16 protein-coding genes (1 of these 16 running past the window's edge) are annotated in these 15,442 nt (G+C 66.9%); 13 read left to right on the forward strand and 3 right to left on the reverse strand.

Annotation, left to right across the window (positions count from 1 at the left end; all coding sequences use genetic code 11):
* A protein-coding gene (locus tag LDL32_RS09290; RefSeq protein ID WP_233066173.1) for a nitroreductase crosses the window boundary here: on the reverse strand, nucleotides 1-59 show its start. The gene continues 529 nt to the left of window position 1, outside the view; only the first 59 of its 588 coding nucleotides appear in the window; its start codon is at nucleotides 57-59; its stop codon lies beyond the left edge, outside the window.
* Nucleotides 60-242: 183 nt separating this feature from the next.
* Here LDL32_RS09290 and hisB point away from each other — a divergent pair, with 183 nt between their 5' ends.
* From hisB to LDL32_RS09325, 7 genes are read left to right on the forward strand one after another with little or no spacing between them, the layout of a single operon-like run.
* Nucleotides 243-839 (forward strand): imidazoleglycerol-phosphate dehydratase HisB, encoded by a 597-nt coding sequence (gene hisB, locus LDL32_RS09295; RefSeq protein WP_233066176.1) that lies wholly within the window; start codon nucleotides 243-245, stop codon nucleotides 837-839.
* Nucleotides 836-1,222, forward strand: a complete 387-nt coding sequence (locus LDL32_RS09300; RefSeq protein WP_233066178.1) for a hypothetical protein — start codon at nucleotides 836-838, stop codon at nucleotides 1,220-1,222. The genes hisB and LDL32_RS09300 overlap by 4 nt, the downstream gene beginning before the upstream one ends.
* Before the next feature lie 8 nt (nucleotides 1,223-1,230).
* Entirely contained in the window at nucleotides 1,231-1,911 is a 681-nt protein-coding gene (gene hisH / locus LDL32_RS09305; RefSeq protein ID WP_233066180.1) for an imidazole glycerol phosphate synthase subunit HisH, read from the forward strand.
* On the forward strand, nucleotides 1,908-3,260 hold the full coding sequence (gene hisA / locus LDL32_RS09310; protein WP_233066182.1) for a 1-(5-phosphoribosyl)-5-[(5-phosphoribosylamino)methylideneamino]imidazole-4-carboxamide isomerase: 1,353 nt from the start codon (nucleotides 1,908-1,910) through the stop codon (nucleotides 3,258-3,260). The genes hisH and hisA overlap by 4 nt, the downstream gene beginning before the upstream one ends.
* Complete coding sequence (gene hisF / locus LDL32_RS09315; RefSeq protein WP_233066184.1) at nucleotides 3,260-4,021, forward strand: imidazole glycerol phosphate synthase subunit HisF; 762 nt, start codon at nucleotides 3,260-3,262, stop codon at nucleotides 4,019-4,021. Before hisA ends, hisF begins: the two co-directional genes overlap by 1 nt.
* 31 nt (nucleotides 4,022-4,052) lie before the next feature.
* Nucleotides 4,053-4,463 (forward strand): phosphoribosyl-ATP diphosphatase, encoded by a 411-nt coding sequence (locus LDL32_RS09320; RefSeq protein WP_233066186.1) that lies wholly within the window; start codon nucleotides 4,053-4,055, stop codon nucleotides 4,461-4,463.
* Between the two features lie 28 nt (nucleotides 4,464-4,491).
* On the forward strand, nucleotides 4,492-4,869 hold the full coding sequence (locus LDL32_RS09325) for a histidine triad nucleotide-binding protein (RefSeq protein WP_233068796.1): 378 nt from the start codon (nucleotides 4,492-4,494) through the stop codon (nucleotides 4,867-4,869).
* Between the two features lie 108 nt (nucleotides 4,870-4,977).
* Here LDL32_RS09325 and LDL32_RS09330 read toward each other — a convergent pair whose 3' ends face one another.
* Nucleotides 4,978-6,762, reverse strand: a complete 1,785-nt coding sequence (locus tag LDL32_RS09330; RefSeq protein WP_233066188.1) for an ABC transporter ATP-binding protein — start codon at nucleotides 6,760-6,762, stop codon at nucleotides 4,978-4,980.
* Nucleotides 6,763-6,961: 199 nt separating this feature from the next.
* Here LDL32_RS09330 and nth point away from each other — a divergent pair, with 199 nt between their 5' ends.
* Complete coding sequence (nth, locus tag LDL32_RS09335) at nucleotides 6,962-7,660, forward strand: endonuclease III (protein ID WP_233066190.1); 699 nt, start codon at nucleotides 6,962-6,964, stop codon at nucleotides 7,658-7,660.
* 3 nt (nucleotides 7,661-7,663) lie between these two features.
* Here the strand turns inward: nth and LDL32_RS09340 are convergent, their stop codons facing one another.
* Nucleotides 7,664-9,847: a ComEC/Rec2 family competence protein gene (locus tag LDL32_RS09340; protein ID WP_233066192.1), complete on the reverse strand. Its 2,184-nt coding sequence runs from the start codon at nucleotides 9,845-9,847 to the stop codon at nucleotides 7,664-7,666.
* A 128-nt stretch (nucleotides 9,848-9,975) separates the two neighbouring features.
* Here LDL32_RS09340 and gltX point away from each other — a divergent pair, with 128 nt between their 5' ends.
* The 5 genes from gltX to dprA are packed head-to-tail and all read left to right on the forward strand — an operon-like array spanning nucleotide 9,976 to nucleotide 15,436.
* The gene (gene gltX / locus LDL32_RS09345; RefSeq protein WP_233066194.1) at nucleotides 9,976-11,382 is read left to right on the forward strand and encodes a glutamate--tRNA ligase; all 1,407 of its coding nucleotides are present in this window, start codon (nucleotides 9,976-9,978) and stop codon (nucleotides 11,380-11,382) included.
* Complete coding sequence (locus tag LDL32_RS09350; RefSeq protein ID WP_233066196.1) at nucleotides 11,375-12,340, forward strand: aspartate carbamoyltransferase catalytic subunit; 966 nt, start codon at nucleotides 11,375-11,377, stop codon at nucleotides 12,338-12,340. Before gltX ends, LDL32_RS09350 begins: the two co-directional genes overlap by 8 nt.
* Complete coding sequence (locus LDL32_RS09355) at nucleotides 12,337-13,632, forward strand: dihydroorotase family protein (protein ID WP_233066198.1); 1,296 nt, start codon at nucleotides 12,337-12,339, stop codon at nucleotides 13,630-13,632. Before LDL32_RS09350 ends, LDL32_RS09355 begins: the two co-directional genes overlap by 4 nt.
* Nucleotides 13,629-14,267, forward strand: a complete 639-nt coding sequence (plsY, locus tag LDL32_RS09360) for a glycerol-3-phosphate 1-O-acyltransferase PlsY (protein ID WP_233066200.1) — start codon at nucleotides 13,629-13,631, stop codon at nucleotides 14,265-14,267. Before LDL32_RS09355 ends, plsY begins: the two co-directional genes overlap by 4 nt.
* Nucleotides 14,264-15,436 carry a DNA-processing protein DprA gene (dprA, locus tag LDL32_RS09365; protein WP_233066203.1) on the forward strand — a complete coding sequence of 391 codons (1,173 nt, stop codon included), beginning with the start codon at nucleotides 14,264-14,266 and terminating at the stop codon, nucleotides 15,434-15,436. The genes plsY and dprA overlap by 4 nt, the downstream gene beginning before the upstream one ends.
* The last annotated feature ends 6 nt before the right edge of the window (nucleotides 15,437-15,442 follow it).

Raw genomic sequence — 15,442 nt, forward strand, 5'->3', positions numbered from 1 at the left:
GCGGGTTCAGCCAGAGCATCGGTGGAAAACCGTGACAGCAGAAGGTCGAGCGATGTCATATGGTCGTGCCCTTGATCGGTTATGGCGGCTGCCCGCTGACAGTCGGAGCCTGCACGGCGCGAGCAATGGCACGCCACCATGCAGCAGATGCCACGTCATGCCAATATCCACCCGGCCATGCACAATGCCGGGGCGCGGGATCGGTATGGATTCCGGCTTCCGGCTTCTATAGAAGGGGGAACATGAATACCCCGCGCACAGCCACGGTCCACCGCGCCACCAGCGAGACCGACATTACCGTCACCATCAACCTTGATGGCACGGGCCAGACCCGCATCGATACCGGCATCGGTTTTTTTGACCATATGCTGACCGCGCTCGGCCGCCACAGCATGTGCGACCTGACGGTTACGGCCAGGGGCGACCTGCATATCGACTACCACCATACGGTGGAGGATACCGGAATCGCCCTGGGCAAGGCCTTTGCACAGGCCATTGGCGACAAGCGGGGCATCCGCCGCTACGGCAGCGCCACCGTGCCGCTGGACGAGGCGCTGTGCGAAGCCGTGGTCGACATCTCCGGCCGTCCTTTCCTGGCCTGGTCGGTCACGTTCGGGCGTGACAAGATCGGGGAGATGGACACGGAACTGTTCGAGGAATTCTTCCGTGCCTTTGCCATGAGCGCCCTTGTCACCCTGCACGTGATCCAGCGCGCGGGGCATAACTGCCACCATATTGCCGAAGCCGGCTTCAAGGCGCTGGCCCGCGCCCTGCGCGCCGCCAGCGAGCCCGACCCCCGCGCGGGCGGCATCATCCCCTCCACCAAGGGCAGCCTGTGACCTTCTATTCCGCCCTGCTGCCACCTAGGCACGGGCAGGCCGATGGACCTGCCGGATGGCCGGTCATGGTCGCCTGCCGCATGTCGTGGCTGGTGCTGGCATGCGGGTGGCTGGGGCTGTTGCTGCGGGGCTGTCCGGTCAGCGGGCTGCTGGCTGGGGGGTGCTGCATCCTGCTGCGCCATGTGCTGCCGCTCTCCGTTGCCCTGCCGGTTCTGGCCGGGGGGCACCTGTTCCTGGCGCTGAACGCGCCGCAACTGCGAGAGTGGGAGCTGCGGCTGCGCGGCTACCGGCCGGCATCCGGCGTTTATGCAACGGACCCGAAGGGCGCCCTGCTGCGCTGGATGGACCATGACCGGTCCCGTTCCCTTTCTTCTGTATCATGAGGCATCCCATGCCCGCGCCTTCTTCTACGCAATCCATCGTGGTGATCGACTATAATGGCGGCAACCTTGCCTCCGCCGCCCGCGCCCTGACCCGGGCGGCGCACGATGGTGGCATTGCCGCCACCGTCACCATAACGGCTGACCCGCAGGCGGTGCGCGACGCCGACCGGATCGTGCTGCCCGGCCAGGGCGCCTTTGCCGACTGTGCTGCGGGACTTGCCGCCCGGCCCGGCCTGCGCGACGCCATTGTGGAGGCCACGGATGAAGGCACCCCCTTCCTGGGCATATGCGTTGGCATGCAGCTTATGGCCGAACGTGGGCGCGAGCATGGCGTGACCGCCGGCTTTGGCTGGATCGCGGGGGAAATCACACTGATGGACGCCCCCGGCCTGCGCCTGCCGCAGATGGGGTGGAACCAGCTTGCCTTCACCCCCGGCGCCCATCCGCTGACGGACGGGCTGGACGCAGATGCCCACGGCTACTTCGTCCACTCCTTTGCACTGGGGGGATATGACGCGGCCGACATGGTGGCCACGACCGATTACGGTGGCACGGTCCCCGCCATCGTGGCGCGCGGCAACCGCGCGGGCACGCAGTTCCATGTGGAAAAAAGCCAGAAGGTGGGCCTGCGCATCCTGTCCAACTTCCTGCGCTGGACACCAGCCCCCCTGTCGGCCGGCAGATCATGACACGCCCCGGCATTCCTACGGCGGTTCTTCTGGCCGAACGCCTGCAGGCGATGCATGAGGACGACCTGCATGCCCTGTGTGACGCCACAAACGCCGCCATCCTGGACGGCGGCGGCTTCGGCTGGCTGGCCCCGCCCCCGCGTGAGACGCTGGAACGCTACTTCCGCGGCGTGCTGCTGGTGCCCGAACGCCAGATGTTCGTGGCGCGCCTCGATGACATGATCGTGGGTTCCGCCCAGCTTGTCCGCCCCCCGCGCAATAACGAAGCGCAGGCGATGAGTGCGACACTCATGCACTTCTACATCGCACCCTATGCGCGCGGGCTGGGGCTGGGCCGCCTGCTGCTGACCGAAGTGGAAAACTGCGCGCGCAGCATGGGCTACCAGATCATCAACCTCGATGTGCGTGAAACCCAGGCGGAAGCCGTGCGGCTGTTCCGCAGCAGCGGATTCCACCACTGGGGCACCCACCCCAGCTATGCCCGCACGGACGGCCGTACCGTGCGTGGCCTGTTCTTCACCAAGCGCCTGCAGGCGGACGAGCGGATCGTACCCGCCCACCCGCAGGATGCCGCAACCCCCATTCCTGCAGCAGGACATGCCCCCGTGACCGGACACAGCCTGACACTCTATCCCGCCATTGACCTCAAGGACGGCCACTGCGTGCGCCTGCGCCGGGGCGAGATGGACAACGCCACAATCTATTCCGATGATCCCGGTGCGCAGGCGCGGGCGTGGATCCACGCCGGATGCAGCTGGCTGCATGTGGTTGACCTCAACGGCGCCTTTGCCGGGCGTTCCGCCAATACCGAGGCGATCGAGGCGATCATCGCCAATGCCTCCGTGCCGGTGCAGCTGGGCGGTGGCCTGCGTGACCTCGAAAGCATCGGCAAATGGCTCAATGCCGGGATCAGCCGTGTCATCCTGGGGTCCATCGCGGTCAAGAACCCCGAACTGGTGCGTGAAGCCTGCCGCCTGTTCCCCGGCCGGATCGTGGCGGGAATCGATGCCCGCAGCGGCCAGGTCGCAACCGAGGGCTGGGCCGAGACATCGGAGATGAAGGCCGTGGAACTGGGCCTGCGCATGCAGGATGCCGGTGTGGCCGCCGTCATCTTTACCGAGATCAGCCGCGACGGCATGCTGACAGGCATCGATATCGAACAGACATCCGACATGGCCAACGCGCTGTCCATCCCGGTCATTGCCAGCGGGGGCGTGGGCAACCTTGGCCATCTGGAAGCCCTGCGCGCGGCCACGGCACAGGCGCCGGGAATCGAGGGCGTGATCGTGGGCCGCGCGCTGTATGACGGGCGCATCGACCTGGGTGATGCGCTGCGGGTTCTGGGCTGATGCTGAAGCTGCGCGTCATCCCCTGCCTGGACGTGAAGAATGGCCGGGTGGTCAAGGGTGTGAACTTCGTCTCGCTGCGCGATGCGGGCGACCCGGTGGAACAGGCCGCCGTGTACGATGCGGCGGGGGCGGATGAACTGACCTTCCTCGACATCACCGCCAGCAACGAAAACCGTGATACCATCCTTGATGTGGTCAGCCGCACGGCGGAACGCATCTTCCTGCCGCTTACGGTGGGTGGTGGCGTGCGCACCACCGATGACATGCGCCGCCTGCTGCTGGCGGGTGCCGATAAATGCGCCATGAACTCGGCCGCCGTCTCGCGGCCCGAACTGGTCAGTGAGGCCGCGCAGAAATTCGGCAGCCAGTGCGTGGTCGTGGCCATTGACGCCCGCAGCGACGGCCATGGCGGGTGGGAAGTCTATACCCATGGCGGGCGCACCCCCACCGGGCGCAACGTGATAGACTGGTGCCGGGAAGTGGCCGAGCGGGGTGCGGGCGAAATCCTGCTGACCAGCATGGACCGTGACGGCACGGGCAAGGGTTTTGACCTGGACCTGCTGCGCGCGGCAAATGCCGCGGTGCGCATTCCCATCGTGGCCTCGGGCGGGGTGGGCGAGCTTGAGCACTTTGTCGAAGGCGCGCGGGCGGGGGCGACCGGCCTGCTGGCCGCAAGCGTGTTCCACTTTGGCCAGTTCACCATTCCACAGGTCAAGCAGGCGCTGGCGGCAGCCGGCCTGCCGGTCCGGCAGACGGACTGATCCCTTCATTCGAGCCTATCGGAGCCTTGTCATGGCCAAGACAGAAAAATCCCGCAAGAACGCCCCGGCCAAGTCCGCCACTCCCCCGAAGCCCGAGGCCGTGGGCCCCGCCACCCCCGATGTGCTGGACCGGCTGTTCGCGGTTGTGGAATCCCGTCGCGGCACCGATCCGGCCATCAGTCATTCCGCCCGGCTTCTGGCACGCGGGCGGCGCAAGATCGCGCAGAAATTCGGTGAGGAAGCCGTGGAATGCCTGATCGAGGCAGTCGCCGGCAACCGCGACGAACTGGTCAGCGAAAGTGCGGACGTACTCTACCACCTGATCGTAATGTGGGTGGATGCAGGTGTGAAACCGGCCGAGGTCTGGGCCGAACTGCTCCGGCGCGAAGGCACCAGCGGTGTTGCCGAAAAAGCTGCCCGCCCGCGCGACCCGCTGGCCTGACCCCACCACCGCCGACAGGAGAACACCCATGGCCGTAAGCGGCATTGGTCCATACGACCCGCAGAACATCTTTGCCCGCATCCTGCGCGGCGAAGTGCCGTGCAAGAAGGTATATGAGGACACATACGCCCTCGCCTTCCACGACATTGCCCCCAGGGCCCCGGTGCATGTGCTGGTGATCCCGAAGGGAGCCTATGTCTCCTTTGCCGATTTCAGCGCCAAGGCGAGTGAGGCGGAAATCACGGGCTTCATCCGTGCCGTGGGCACGGTTGCGCGTGACCTGGGGCTGGAGGCGCCGGGTTACCGGCTCGTCTCCAACACCGGGGCCGAGGGCGGGCAGGAAGTGCCACATTTCCATGTACACCTGTTTGGTGGGCGTGCGCTTGGATCCATGCTGCCGGGCTGATCTGGTAAACTGTTGAAAAAATAATGGAAGTTTCCGGGTGCCGCCTTTTTTAAAAAAGGCGGCATTCTTATCAAGCTTTTTGTAAAAAGCTTGACCAAAAACCCTTTGCTACAGGGACTGCAGTTCGAACAGCCCGCGATACAGTCCCCCTTCGCGTGCCATCAGGGCGGCATGGGTGCCATCCTCGCACACCTGGCCATGGCGGAACACGATGATCCGGTCCAGCCCCATGACGGTGGAAAGCCGGTGGGCGATGACCAGCACGGTGCGCCCCGCCATCAGCCGCTCCATAGCTTCCTGCACCAGCATTTCGGAACGGGAATCGAGGCTGGAGGTCGCCTCATCCATGATCACGATGCGCGCATGGCTCAGGAACGCGCGCGCAATGGCGATGCGCTGCCGCTCCCCGCCCGAAAGCTTGACCCCACGTTCCCCCACCATGGTAGCGTAGCCACGCGGCAGGCGGTTGATGAAGTCCGCCGCATTGGCCTGCCGGGCGGCATGAGCAATTTCCGCCATCGTGGCGTCGGGGCGGCCATAGGCAATGTTTTTCGCAAGGGACCGATGGAACAGCAGCGGCTCCTGCGGCACGATGGCGATCTGCGCACGCAGGCTGGCCTGCGTGACTGTCGTGATGTCGGTGCCATCGATGGTGATGCACCCTGCCTGCACATCATAAAGCCGCTGCAGCAGCCGCGTCAGCGTGGTCTTGCCCGAACCTGACGGGCCGACAAGCGCCACCCTGCTGCCCGGCGCGATATCAAGGTTCAGGTCATCGAATAGCACGCGCCCGTGCTGGCGCACATACCCGAAGCGCACGTGACTGAAGCGGATATGCCCCCGTGTCACCCGCAGGCTGCCCGCGCCGGGCTGGTCCGTCACGGCGGAGCGCATGCTGAACAGGCTGACCAGTTCCTCCATTTCGTTGACCGAACGCTGCACGACCGAAATCTGCTGCCCGATATCGCGCAGGTAGCCCTGGATCACGAACATCATCGTCAGCACATAGGCCACATCCCCCGGTCCCGCGCGGCCCCGCATCCACAGCAGCGCCACACCCGCGATCAGCGCCATGCGCATGAACAGGGCCGCAAGGTTCTGCAGGTTGGCGCTGTTGGTGCCGCGCAGCCATGAACGCACCATGCGCCGCCGCCACCGTCCCGCCACCCATGCCAGCCGCGCGTCCTCCCGCGCTTCGGCCCCGCTGGCCTTGACCACGGCATTGCATGTCACGGCATCGGACAGGGTGGCCCCCATGCGGGTATCCCATGCATTGGCCAGCCGGGCGGACGGGGCGACGTAACGCAGGGTCAGCACGACCGACAGGCAGACCAGCGCCACGGACCCCACGGCCAGCACCACCCCCATCAACGGCCAGTGAACGGCCAGTACCGCAGTGGTGGCGCACAGCACGATCCCCTCGGGCACCAGCATCAGCAGCACGGTATCACCCAATGTATCGACCGCCCCCATGCCCCGCGTGATCCGCCGTACGGTGGAGCCCGCGAAATTGCTGGCATGCCATTCGCTGGAAAAGCGCTGCACGCGGGCAAACGCCTCCGTCACGATGCCGGTCATGACGCGGGATGTCATGTGCGAGATGGCAACATAGGCCGTGCGCCGGGCCACGATGCCAGCCATGCCCAGTCCCGTCAGCCCCGCCACGTCCCACATTGCGCCACGCACGCCAGCCGTGGTGGCGGGACGGGAAACGTCATCCACCAGCCAGCCCGCCAGCAGCGGCATCGTCACATCCGCAACCGTGGCCACGGCAATGCCCGCCAGCGTCCACGCCAGAAAGGCGGGCTGGGCCCGCCAGCGACGCCATACAAACCCCAGAACGGCGGAAAATTCATGTCGCCCCGATGCCGGGCGGGAGAAAAAGGATGCCATTGCCAACGCGCCATGATGCAGGAAAACCATGCAACCGGCCACGAATGAGGGCGGGGCCGCACGGGGCTGGAACGACTACCCTTCGCCTGCTCCGCATGCAAGGCCGGTGATCCGGAACGGGAATGCCCCGGCGGGTGATTTACACGGACCACCCCCACGCCGCACAATGCAGCGCGCATCCACCCGCAGCGAGTAGCCCATGAAAACCCCCGCCCGCCCCCACAAACCCGCACGCCGCGCCATGACGCTGGCGGAAGTCCGTGCCTTCGTCAGCCTGCTGGCCACCGCCAACCCCGATGCGCGCAGCGAACTCGACTTTGTTGATGACTATACGCTGCTGGTCGCCGTGGTACTGTCCGCGCAGGCAACCGATGCCTCGGTCAACAAGGCGACCGTAGCACTGTTCCGTGATGCCCCCACCCCGCAGGCCATGGTCGAACTGGGGGAGGAAAAGGTGGGAGATCACATCCGCACCATCGGGCTGTGGCGGACCAAGGCACGCAATGTGGTCGCGCTCTCGCGCCAGCTGATCGACCGTTTTGACGGCAGGGTGCCCTATGACCGCACGGCGCTGGAATCCCTGCCCGGCGTGGGCCGCAAGACGGCAAACGTCGTGATGAATGTCGCCTTTGGTGACAGCACCATGGCGGTCGATACCCATATCTTCCGCATCGGCAACCGCACGGGTCTGGCGCCGGGGGCAACCGTGCGCGCGGTGGAGGACCAGCTTGTGCGCCGCATTCCCGCCGACATGCTGCGCCCCGCCCATCACTGGCTGATCCTGCACGGGCGCTACATCTGCAAGGCCCGCAAGCCCGAATGCTGGCGCTGCCCCGCCTTTGATCCCTGCCAGTACCGCCTGAAAGCCGACATCCGCGCCGAAGCGCCTGCAGGCTGAACCCTATTCCGCCCGCGCCATCGGCAGGTTGGGCATGCCTGCCCCGCCGGGCCGCATGACCCATGGCCGCGCGCCACGCGCCGCACGGTCGCGCGTCACCACCACCCCGCCCCCCGCACGGGGGTAGAGGGCATGGGCTCCCTCGCGCCATACATCGAAGCGTCCGATCCTGTCAGCACCCGGGCAGCCTGCCTGCCCGTGCAGGTTCACCACAACCTCCGCCCCCAGGCACAGCGCCGCATCGGGCAATCGCGCCCCCAGCAGCAGCACGATATCACCCCCCTGCCCCGCCACGCGGCAGACCCCGCGCTGGCATGCCACGCTGGCTAGCATGCCATCTTCCGGCAGCACGCCCGCAGGCAGGCCGGTCACCCGTTGCCATTCCCGCAAAATGAAGGGATCGGGATGCCCGCCCGGCCCGGTCAGCACCCGGCCGCCGGTCACCACCCCCACCATGCGCGCATCGGGTGACACCAGCACGACCGGCATCCGCCCCATCCAGGGTGACGACAGCGCCAGCACAACCGGCACGACACCCAGCAGCCGGACCCGCCCCGCCCACAGGCACAGCCAGCACAGCCCGGCAAAGAACAGCACCAGCCCGGCACCGCCCATGGCGGGCACCCCGATGCGCGCGACCGGCAGGCCCGCCACCAGCCGCGCCAGCCATGCCACCACATCAATACCCCACCCCATGGGCACCAGCGCCAGTTTTTCCGCCCCCAGCGGCATGAGCAGCAGCGATGCCAGTCCCCACGGCATGATCCAGACCGACATGAGTGGCACCGCCAGCAGGTTGGCCAGCACGAACCACGGCTGCACCGTACCGAAATGCGCCATGCCCACGGGTATGCACGCGCCGCCCGCCAGCACGCTGGCCAGCAGGGGGCGGCCCGCACGCCCGGCCATGCGCCGCCACCAGGCCACGTCATGCGCCCATGCGGACAGGACGGGCCGCAGGGCGTCGAATCCGGCAATCAGCGCCATGACAGCGGCCATCGACATCTGCAGTGGCAGTTCGGTCACCTGTTCCGGGGCAAGCGCCATCAGAATGGCGGCCGCTACCGCCAGCGCGCGCATGGAAAATGGCCGCCTGCCCGCAAGCAGCGCCACCACCGCCAGCCCCGCCATGATCAGGCTGCGCCGTGCCGGCAGGTGCGCGCCCGTCAGCAGCACGTAGCCTGCACCCGTCAGCAGCGCACCCAGTGCGGCAATCTGGCGGCATGGCCAGAACAGCGCCGCACGCTCGGACAGCGCCAGCCCCATGCGGAGCACCGCCATGACCAGCCCCATGACAATGGCAAGGTGCAGCCCCGCCACGGCCAGCAGATGGGCCAGCCCCGCATCGGCAAAGGATTCGCGAACGCCCGCGTCAACCGCGCCGTCCGACCCCGCCAGCACGGTCGCGGCAATCGTGCCGGAGGGGCCGGGAAGAGCTGCGCGAATCCGCTGCTCCAGCTTCTGGCGCAGGCCGTCCAGCCACGCCTGCATGCCCGGCAGACGCCGGTCATGCACGCATGTCACGCCATCCAGCGCGCGACCTTGCCCGGCCAATCCGTCAAACCATGCGCGGCGCTGGGCATCATACCCGCCCGGTATGGCGGGAAAGGCGGGCGGTGCCAGCAGGACACGGGCCGACAGCGCGTCACCCGCAACCGGAATCGCCGGATCATCGGGACGAAGGCGCAACCTGATCTGTCGGCGCAGCGGGGTCATGCCGATATTGATGCCATCAAGAAACCGCACATCCGCCAGTGCCATGCGCTGCACCTGTGTCCCATCGCGCAGGGTCTGTCCGTCCACGCCCGCAACGCGGCCGGACAGGTGAACCGCCCGGCGTGGCAGATCGGGGAAAGGCGGCATGCGGTGTGCCTGCCCCCATGCCAGCAGCAGCCCCGCGGCACAGCCACCCACCACGCCGCACCCCATGCGCACGGACAGGACGTTCCCCCACAGCAGCCGCGCCACCACGCAGGCCGCCACCACCATGCCCATGGCTGCGGCATCCATGCCACCCGGCTCCCACGGCAGGGCGAAATACGCGACGATGCCCGCCGCCAGCAGGACCGGCAGCCATACGGCAAAGCGGGCATGCTGCCCCCACAGCCATGCGGCCACCGGTTTACCGATGCGCGACAATGCGGCGGCAAGGCGGGCGATATGCTGGCGCGAGGGAAAATCCTCCATAATGATCCATGCAGGCCAGAGGGGGGCGTGCCCATGCGTGGCCGGAATGCATACCCTAACGGCCGAGATGGCCCGCACGCCAGACAGCCCCCTGTCAGCAGGGCGAAAACATGCTAAGGAGCCGGCTCATGACAGTCCGTACGCGTTTCGCACCCAGCCCCACCGGCCTGCTGCATATCGGCAACGCCCGTGCCGCCCTTTTCAATTTCCTCTATGCCCGCCACCATGGCGGTCAGTTCCTGCTCCGCATCGAGGATACAGACCGTGAACGTTCGACCCAGAAAGCGGTCGATGTACTGTTTGACGGCCTGGCCTGGATGGGCATCGAATCCGATGAGAAGCCGGTCTTCCAGTCCACCCGCCAGGCCCGCCATACCGAGGTGGCGCACAGCCTGCTGGAAAAGGGGCTGGCCTACCGCTGCTACTGCACGGCCGATGAACTGAAGGAAATGCGCGAGACCGCGATGGCCGAGGGCCGTCCCCCCCGCTACAACGGCATGTGGCGCGACCGCGACCCGTCCGAAGCCCCCGCCAACACCCCCTACACCATCCGCATCAAGGCCCCGCGTGAGGGCGAGACCATAATCCACGACCTGGTGCAGGGTGACGTGCGCGTGGCCAATGCCGAACTGGATGACATGATCATCCTGCGCGCGGACGGCACGCCGGTCTACCAGCTGGCCGTGGTGGTGGATGACCATGACATGGACATCACCCACGTGATCCGTGGCGATGACCACCTGACCAACACGTTCCGCCAGGCCATGATCTACCGCGCCATGGGCTGGAACCTGCCGCATTTCGCCCACCTGCCGCTGATCCACGGGCCGGATGGCGCCAAGCTGTCCAAGCGGCACGGGGCGCAGTCGGTGGTCGAATTCCGTGACATGGGCTACCTGCCCGAAGCGCTGAACAACTACCTGCTGCGCCTTGGCTGGGGCCATGGCGATGCCGAGATCCTGTCGCGTGAGGAACAGATCAGGCTGTTCGACCTTGATGGCGTAGGCCGCTCGCCCTCACGCATGGATTACGCCAAGCTGCTGCACATAAACGGCGTCTGGCTGCGGCAGGCCGATGACGTGCGCCTGACCAATGACGTGATGGAACGCCTTGCGAAAATGGACGGCGTGGATACATCGGATGCCACGCGCGCAAAAGTGCTGGCGCTTATGCCCGGCCTGAAGGAACGCGCCAAGACGCTGGTGGAACTGGCGGACAACGCCGCCTTCCTTGGCCGTTCGCTGCCGCTTGCATTCGACCCCAAGGCCGAAAAGCAGCTCACACCGGAAAACCGGGTGATGCTGGGCAGGCTGGCCGCAGCCCTGAAGGCGACCGAACCTTTTGCACAAGAAGGCATAGACGCCACCCTGCGCCAGTTTGCCGAAACGCATGAAATGAAGCTGGGCAAGGTGGCGCAGCCCCTGCGCGCCGCCGTGACCGGCAGCACCATGTCGCCCGGCATTGACGACACGCTGGCGGCCCTTGGCCGTGACGAGGTACTGGCCCGCATCAACGCGGTTGCCGCCCATGAGTGAGCGCGGCAGCCACGGCAGCAATGTCTTCCTGACCCGCACGGCACGGCACCTGCTGGGCGTGCAGGGCATGCATCCCGCCCGGATCACGCCCATCCTGGATCTGGCGGAGCACTACGCCCTGCTCAACCGCTCCCGCAAGACACCGCGCGACCTGCTGCGCGGGCGTACGCTGATCAACCTGTTCTTCGAGGACAGCACGCGCACGCGTACCTCGTTCGAACTGGCGGGCAAGCGGCTTGGCGCGGATGTGGTGAACATGACGGTCGCCAGTTCCTCGGTCAACAAGGGGGAGACGCTGCTGGATACGGCGGCAACACTCAACGCCATGCATACCGACCTGCTGGTGGTCCGTCATTCACAGTCCGGCGCCCCCGCCCTGCTGGCGCAGAAGGTGCAGGCCAGCGTGGTCAACGCCGGCGACGGCACGCACGAACACCCGACACAGGCGCTGCTGGACGCGCTGACCATCCGCCGGCACTTCGGCGTGTTCGAGGGGCTGACCGTGGCCATATGCGGTGACGTGAGCCACAGCCGTGTCGCCCGGTCCAACATCCACCTGCTGACCGCCATGGGCTGTCAGGTGCGTGTGGTGGGGCCGCCGACACTGGTGCCCGGCGCCATCGGGGCGCTGGGGGTCAGCATCCACCACACGATGGAAGACGGGCTGCGCGGGGTTGACGTGGTCATGATGCTGCGCGTGCAGCGTGAGCGCATGAAGGGCACGCAGGTGCCCAGCGCGCGTGAGTATTTCCGTTTCTACGGACTGGACAGCAGGCGCCTTGCGCTGGCGAAGCCGCATGCGCTGGTCATGCATCCCGGCCCGATGAACCGGGGCGTGGAAATTGACAGCCGGGTTGCCGATTCCGACCAGAGCGTGATTCGCGAACAGGTGGAAATGGGGGTTGCCGTGCGCATGGCGGTTCTGGACATCCTCGCACGCGGGGGAGAAGGCGCATGAAGCCGGTCCTGTTTGAAAACGTCCGCCTGATCGACCCCGCCAGCGCCATGGACCGCCCCGGTCGCCTGCTGGTGCACGACGGCGTGATCGCGGGCACCGACCTGCCACAGGCCGAAGGCGCGCCGGAGGGGGCCGAGGTTATTGACGGTGGTGGCCAGCTTGTCCTGTGCCCCGGCCTGGTGGACATGCGGGTCACGATTGGCGAACCCGGTTTTGAATACCGCGAGACGGTGCTGTCCGCGGCAAAGGCGGCGGTGGCCGGTGGCATCACCACCATTGCGGTGCTGCCCAATACCAGCCCCACCATAGACAACCCGGCCCTGGCCCGCCTGCTGCGCGCGCGTGGCGAGGAAACGGGCATGATCGACATCCTGCCCTATGGCGCGCTGACACGCGAATGCGCGGGCAGGGAAATGGCGGAAATCGGGCTGCTGGCCGAAGCCGGCGCCATTGCCTTTACCGACGGCCCCCACGCCATTGCCGACAGCCGCACCATGCGCCAGATGCTGACCTATGCCAAAGGCTTCGGCGCGCTGATCGTCCAGCACCCCGAGGACCCGTCACTGGCACGCGGGGGCTGTGCCACCGATGGCGAACTGGCCACGCGCCTGGGCCTGCCGGGCATACCGGCGGCGGCCGAGGCCATCCTGATCGCGCGCGACCTGCGGCTTGCGCGCATGACGGGCGGTCGGCTGCATTTCGGCCATGTCTCCACTGCGGAAGGGCTGGACCTGATCCGCGCGGCCAAGGCCGACGGGCTGCAGGTCACCTGCGATACGGCACCACCATATTTCGACCTGAACGAGACCGTGATCGGTGATTTCCGGACCTATGCCAAGCTTTCCCCCCCGCTGCGGGCGGAAGCCGACCGCCGCGCCATCTGCGCGGGGCTGGCCGATGGCACGATCGATGCCGTGGCGTCCGACCACATGCCGTGCGATGCCGATGACAAACGCCAGCCCTTTGCCGTGGCGGCGGCAGGTGGCACGGGGCTGTGCACGCTGCTGGCGGTAACGCTGGCGCAGGTCCATGCGGGCAATCTGGACATGAATGCGGCAATCGGACTGCTGACCCACCGCCCGGCCCGCGTGCTGGGCAGCACGACAGGCACGCTGGCTGCCGGCATGCCCGCTGACCTGTGCCTGTTCAATCCTGATACCGGCTGGATCGTGCGTGCAGGTGAACTGCCGGGCAAGGCGCAGAACACCCCGTTTGACGGCCGCGCGCTGGAAGGCCGCGTGATGGGTACGTGGAAGAAGGGCCGCCGTGTATTCGGGGCGCAGGCCGCATGATATACGGCATACCGACCTATGACCTGCCACTCATGGCCGGGGTGGCGTTCCTGTCCTACCTGATCGGCAGCATTCCCTTCGGGCTGGTACTGACCGCGCTCTCGGGCGGGGGGGATATCCGCAAGATCGGCTCGGGCAATATCGGGGCAACCAACGTGCTGCGCACCGGGCGCAGGGGGCTTGCGGCGGGCACGCTGGCGCTGGATGGCACCAAGGGCGCGTTTGCCGTGTTCTGCGCCTTCGTGCTGTGCCCGTTCCACACGCTGGCCGCTGAATCCCTGGCCGCCATCTTTGCCGTGGCGGGACACTGCTTTCCGGTCTGGCTCAAATTCAGGGGCGGCAAGGGTGTGGCCACGGGCCTGGGCTGTGTGCTGGCGCTCATGCCCGGCGTGGGGCTGTGCTGCTGCGCCCTGTGGCTGATCTTTGCCAAGGTCACGCGCATCTCCTCGGCCGGGGCCATCGTGGCCTTTGCCGCACTCCCGCTGCTCATGATCCGGCCGGGACGGATCGACTTTTCCTCCCCCGCCTATCTGGCGGGCTGCCTGATCGCGGTGATGATCCTGTGCCGCCATCATGCCAACATCACCCGGCTCCTGAAGGGAACCGAACCCCGGATCGGCCAGAAAGGCACATGACCGCGCCCGATGCCGCAACGCTGCTGGCCTGCCTGCGGCTGGCCCGGACGGACGGCATCGGCCCGGTCACCTACCGCCGCCTTCTGCGCACGCATGGCAGCGTGCAGGCAGCCCTGGACATGCTTGAGCGCGGCACCGGTTCCAGCCGCGGCATCGGCCATGCCTGCAGCCGCGATGACGCGCTGCGCGAGATCGAGCGCCTGCACGCCATGGGCGGCCAGTTCCTGCTGCATGGTCAGCCCGGCTACCCGCCCCTGATGGCGGCCTTGCATGATGCACCGCCGGTGCTGGCCGTGCTGGGCGATCCCGCCCTGCTTTCGGCCCGCATGGTGGGGATCGTGGGCGGACGCAATGCATCGGCGGGCGGGATCCGCATGGCCGAAAGCCTGTCCGCCCTGCTGGCCGCCGCGGGGATCGATACCGTGTCGGGACTTGCACGCGGAATTGATGCCGCCGCCCATCTTGGCGCCATGACCACCGGGCGCACGGTCGCAGCCATTGCCGGCGGGCTGGACTGTCCCTATCCGCCCGAACATGCCGACTTGCAGGCCCGGATCGCCCGCACGGGTGCCGTCGTGACCGAGGCGCCCCTGGGCACCATGCCGCAGGCCCGGCATTTCCCGCGTCGCAACCGGCTGATCGCAGGGCTGGGGCTGGGCTGCGTGGTGATCGAGGCAGCACTGCGTTCGGGCAGCCTGATCACCGCGCGCATGGCGCTGGAATACGACCGGACCGTCTTCGCCGTGCCCGGCTCCCCGCTTGATCCGCGCTGCCATGGCAGCAACGACCTGCTACGACAGGGCGCGGTACTGACGGAAAACGAACGCGATATCCTGCGCGAACTCCCTGAAACAATGGAAGAAACCGGTCTTTTTGCGTACAATGCCCCCCCACCCCGCCATGATACGCTCCCGTATCGGGACCAGGGGCAGGAAGAAGCACCAGCGGGCTTATCCCCCACCCCTTTGCCGCCCGTCGGGGATGGAGGGGACATTCATGAAATGATAGAGGGTTTTCTATCTTTCACACCATCTCCTGTTGACGATCTCGTACGGCGCTGCCAGTTCTCGACAGCAGCAGTCCTGGCCGCCCTGTCGGAAATGGAAATTGCGGGCATGATCGAGTTCCTTGCGGGGGACATGGTCGTGCGACGTCCACCCCCCGCCTGAGCGCTG

The sequence above is a fragment of the Komagataeibacter sp. FNDCF1 genome, from assembly GCF_021295335.1.
In the GTDB taxonomy this organism is placed as follows: domain Bacteria; phylum Pseudomonadota; class Alphaproteobacteria; order Acetobacterales; family Acetobacteraceae; genus Komagataeibacter.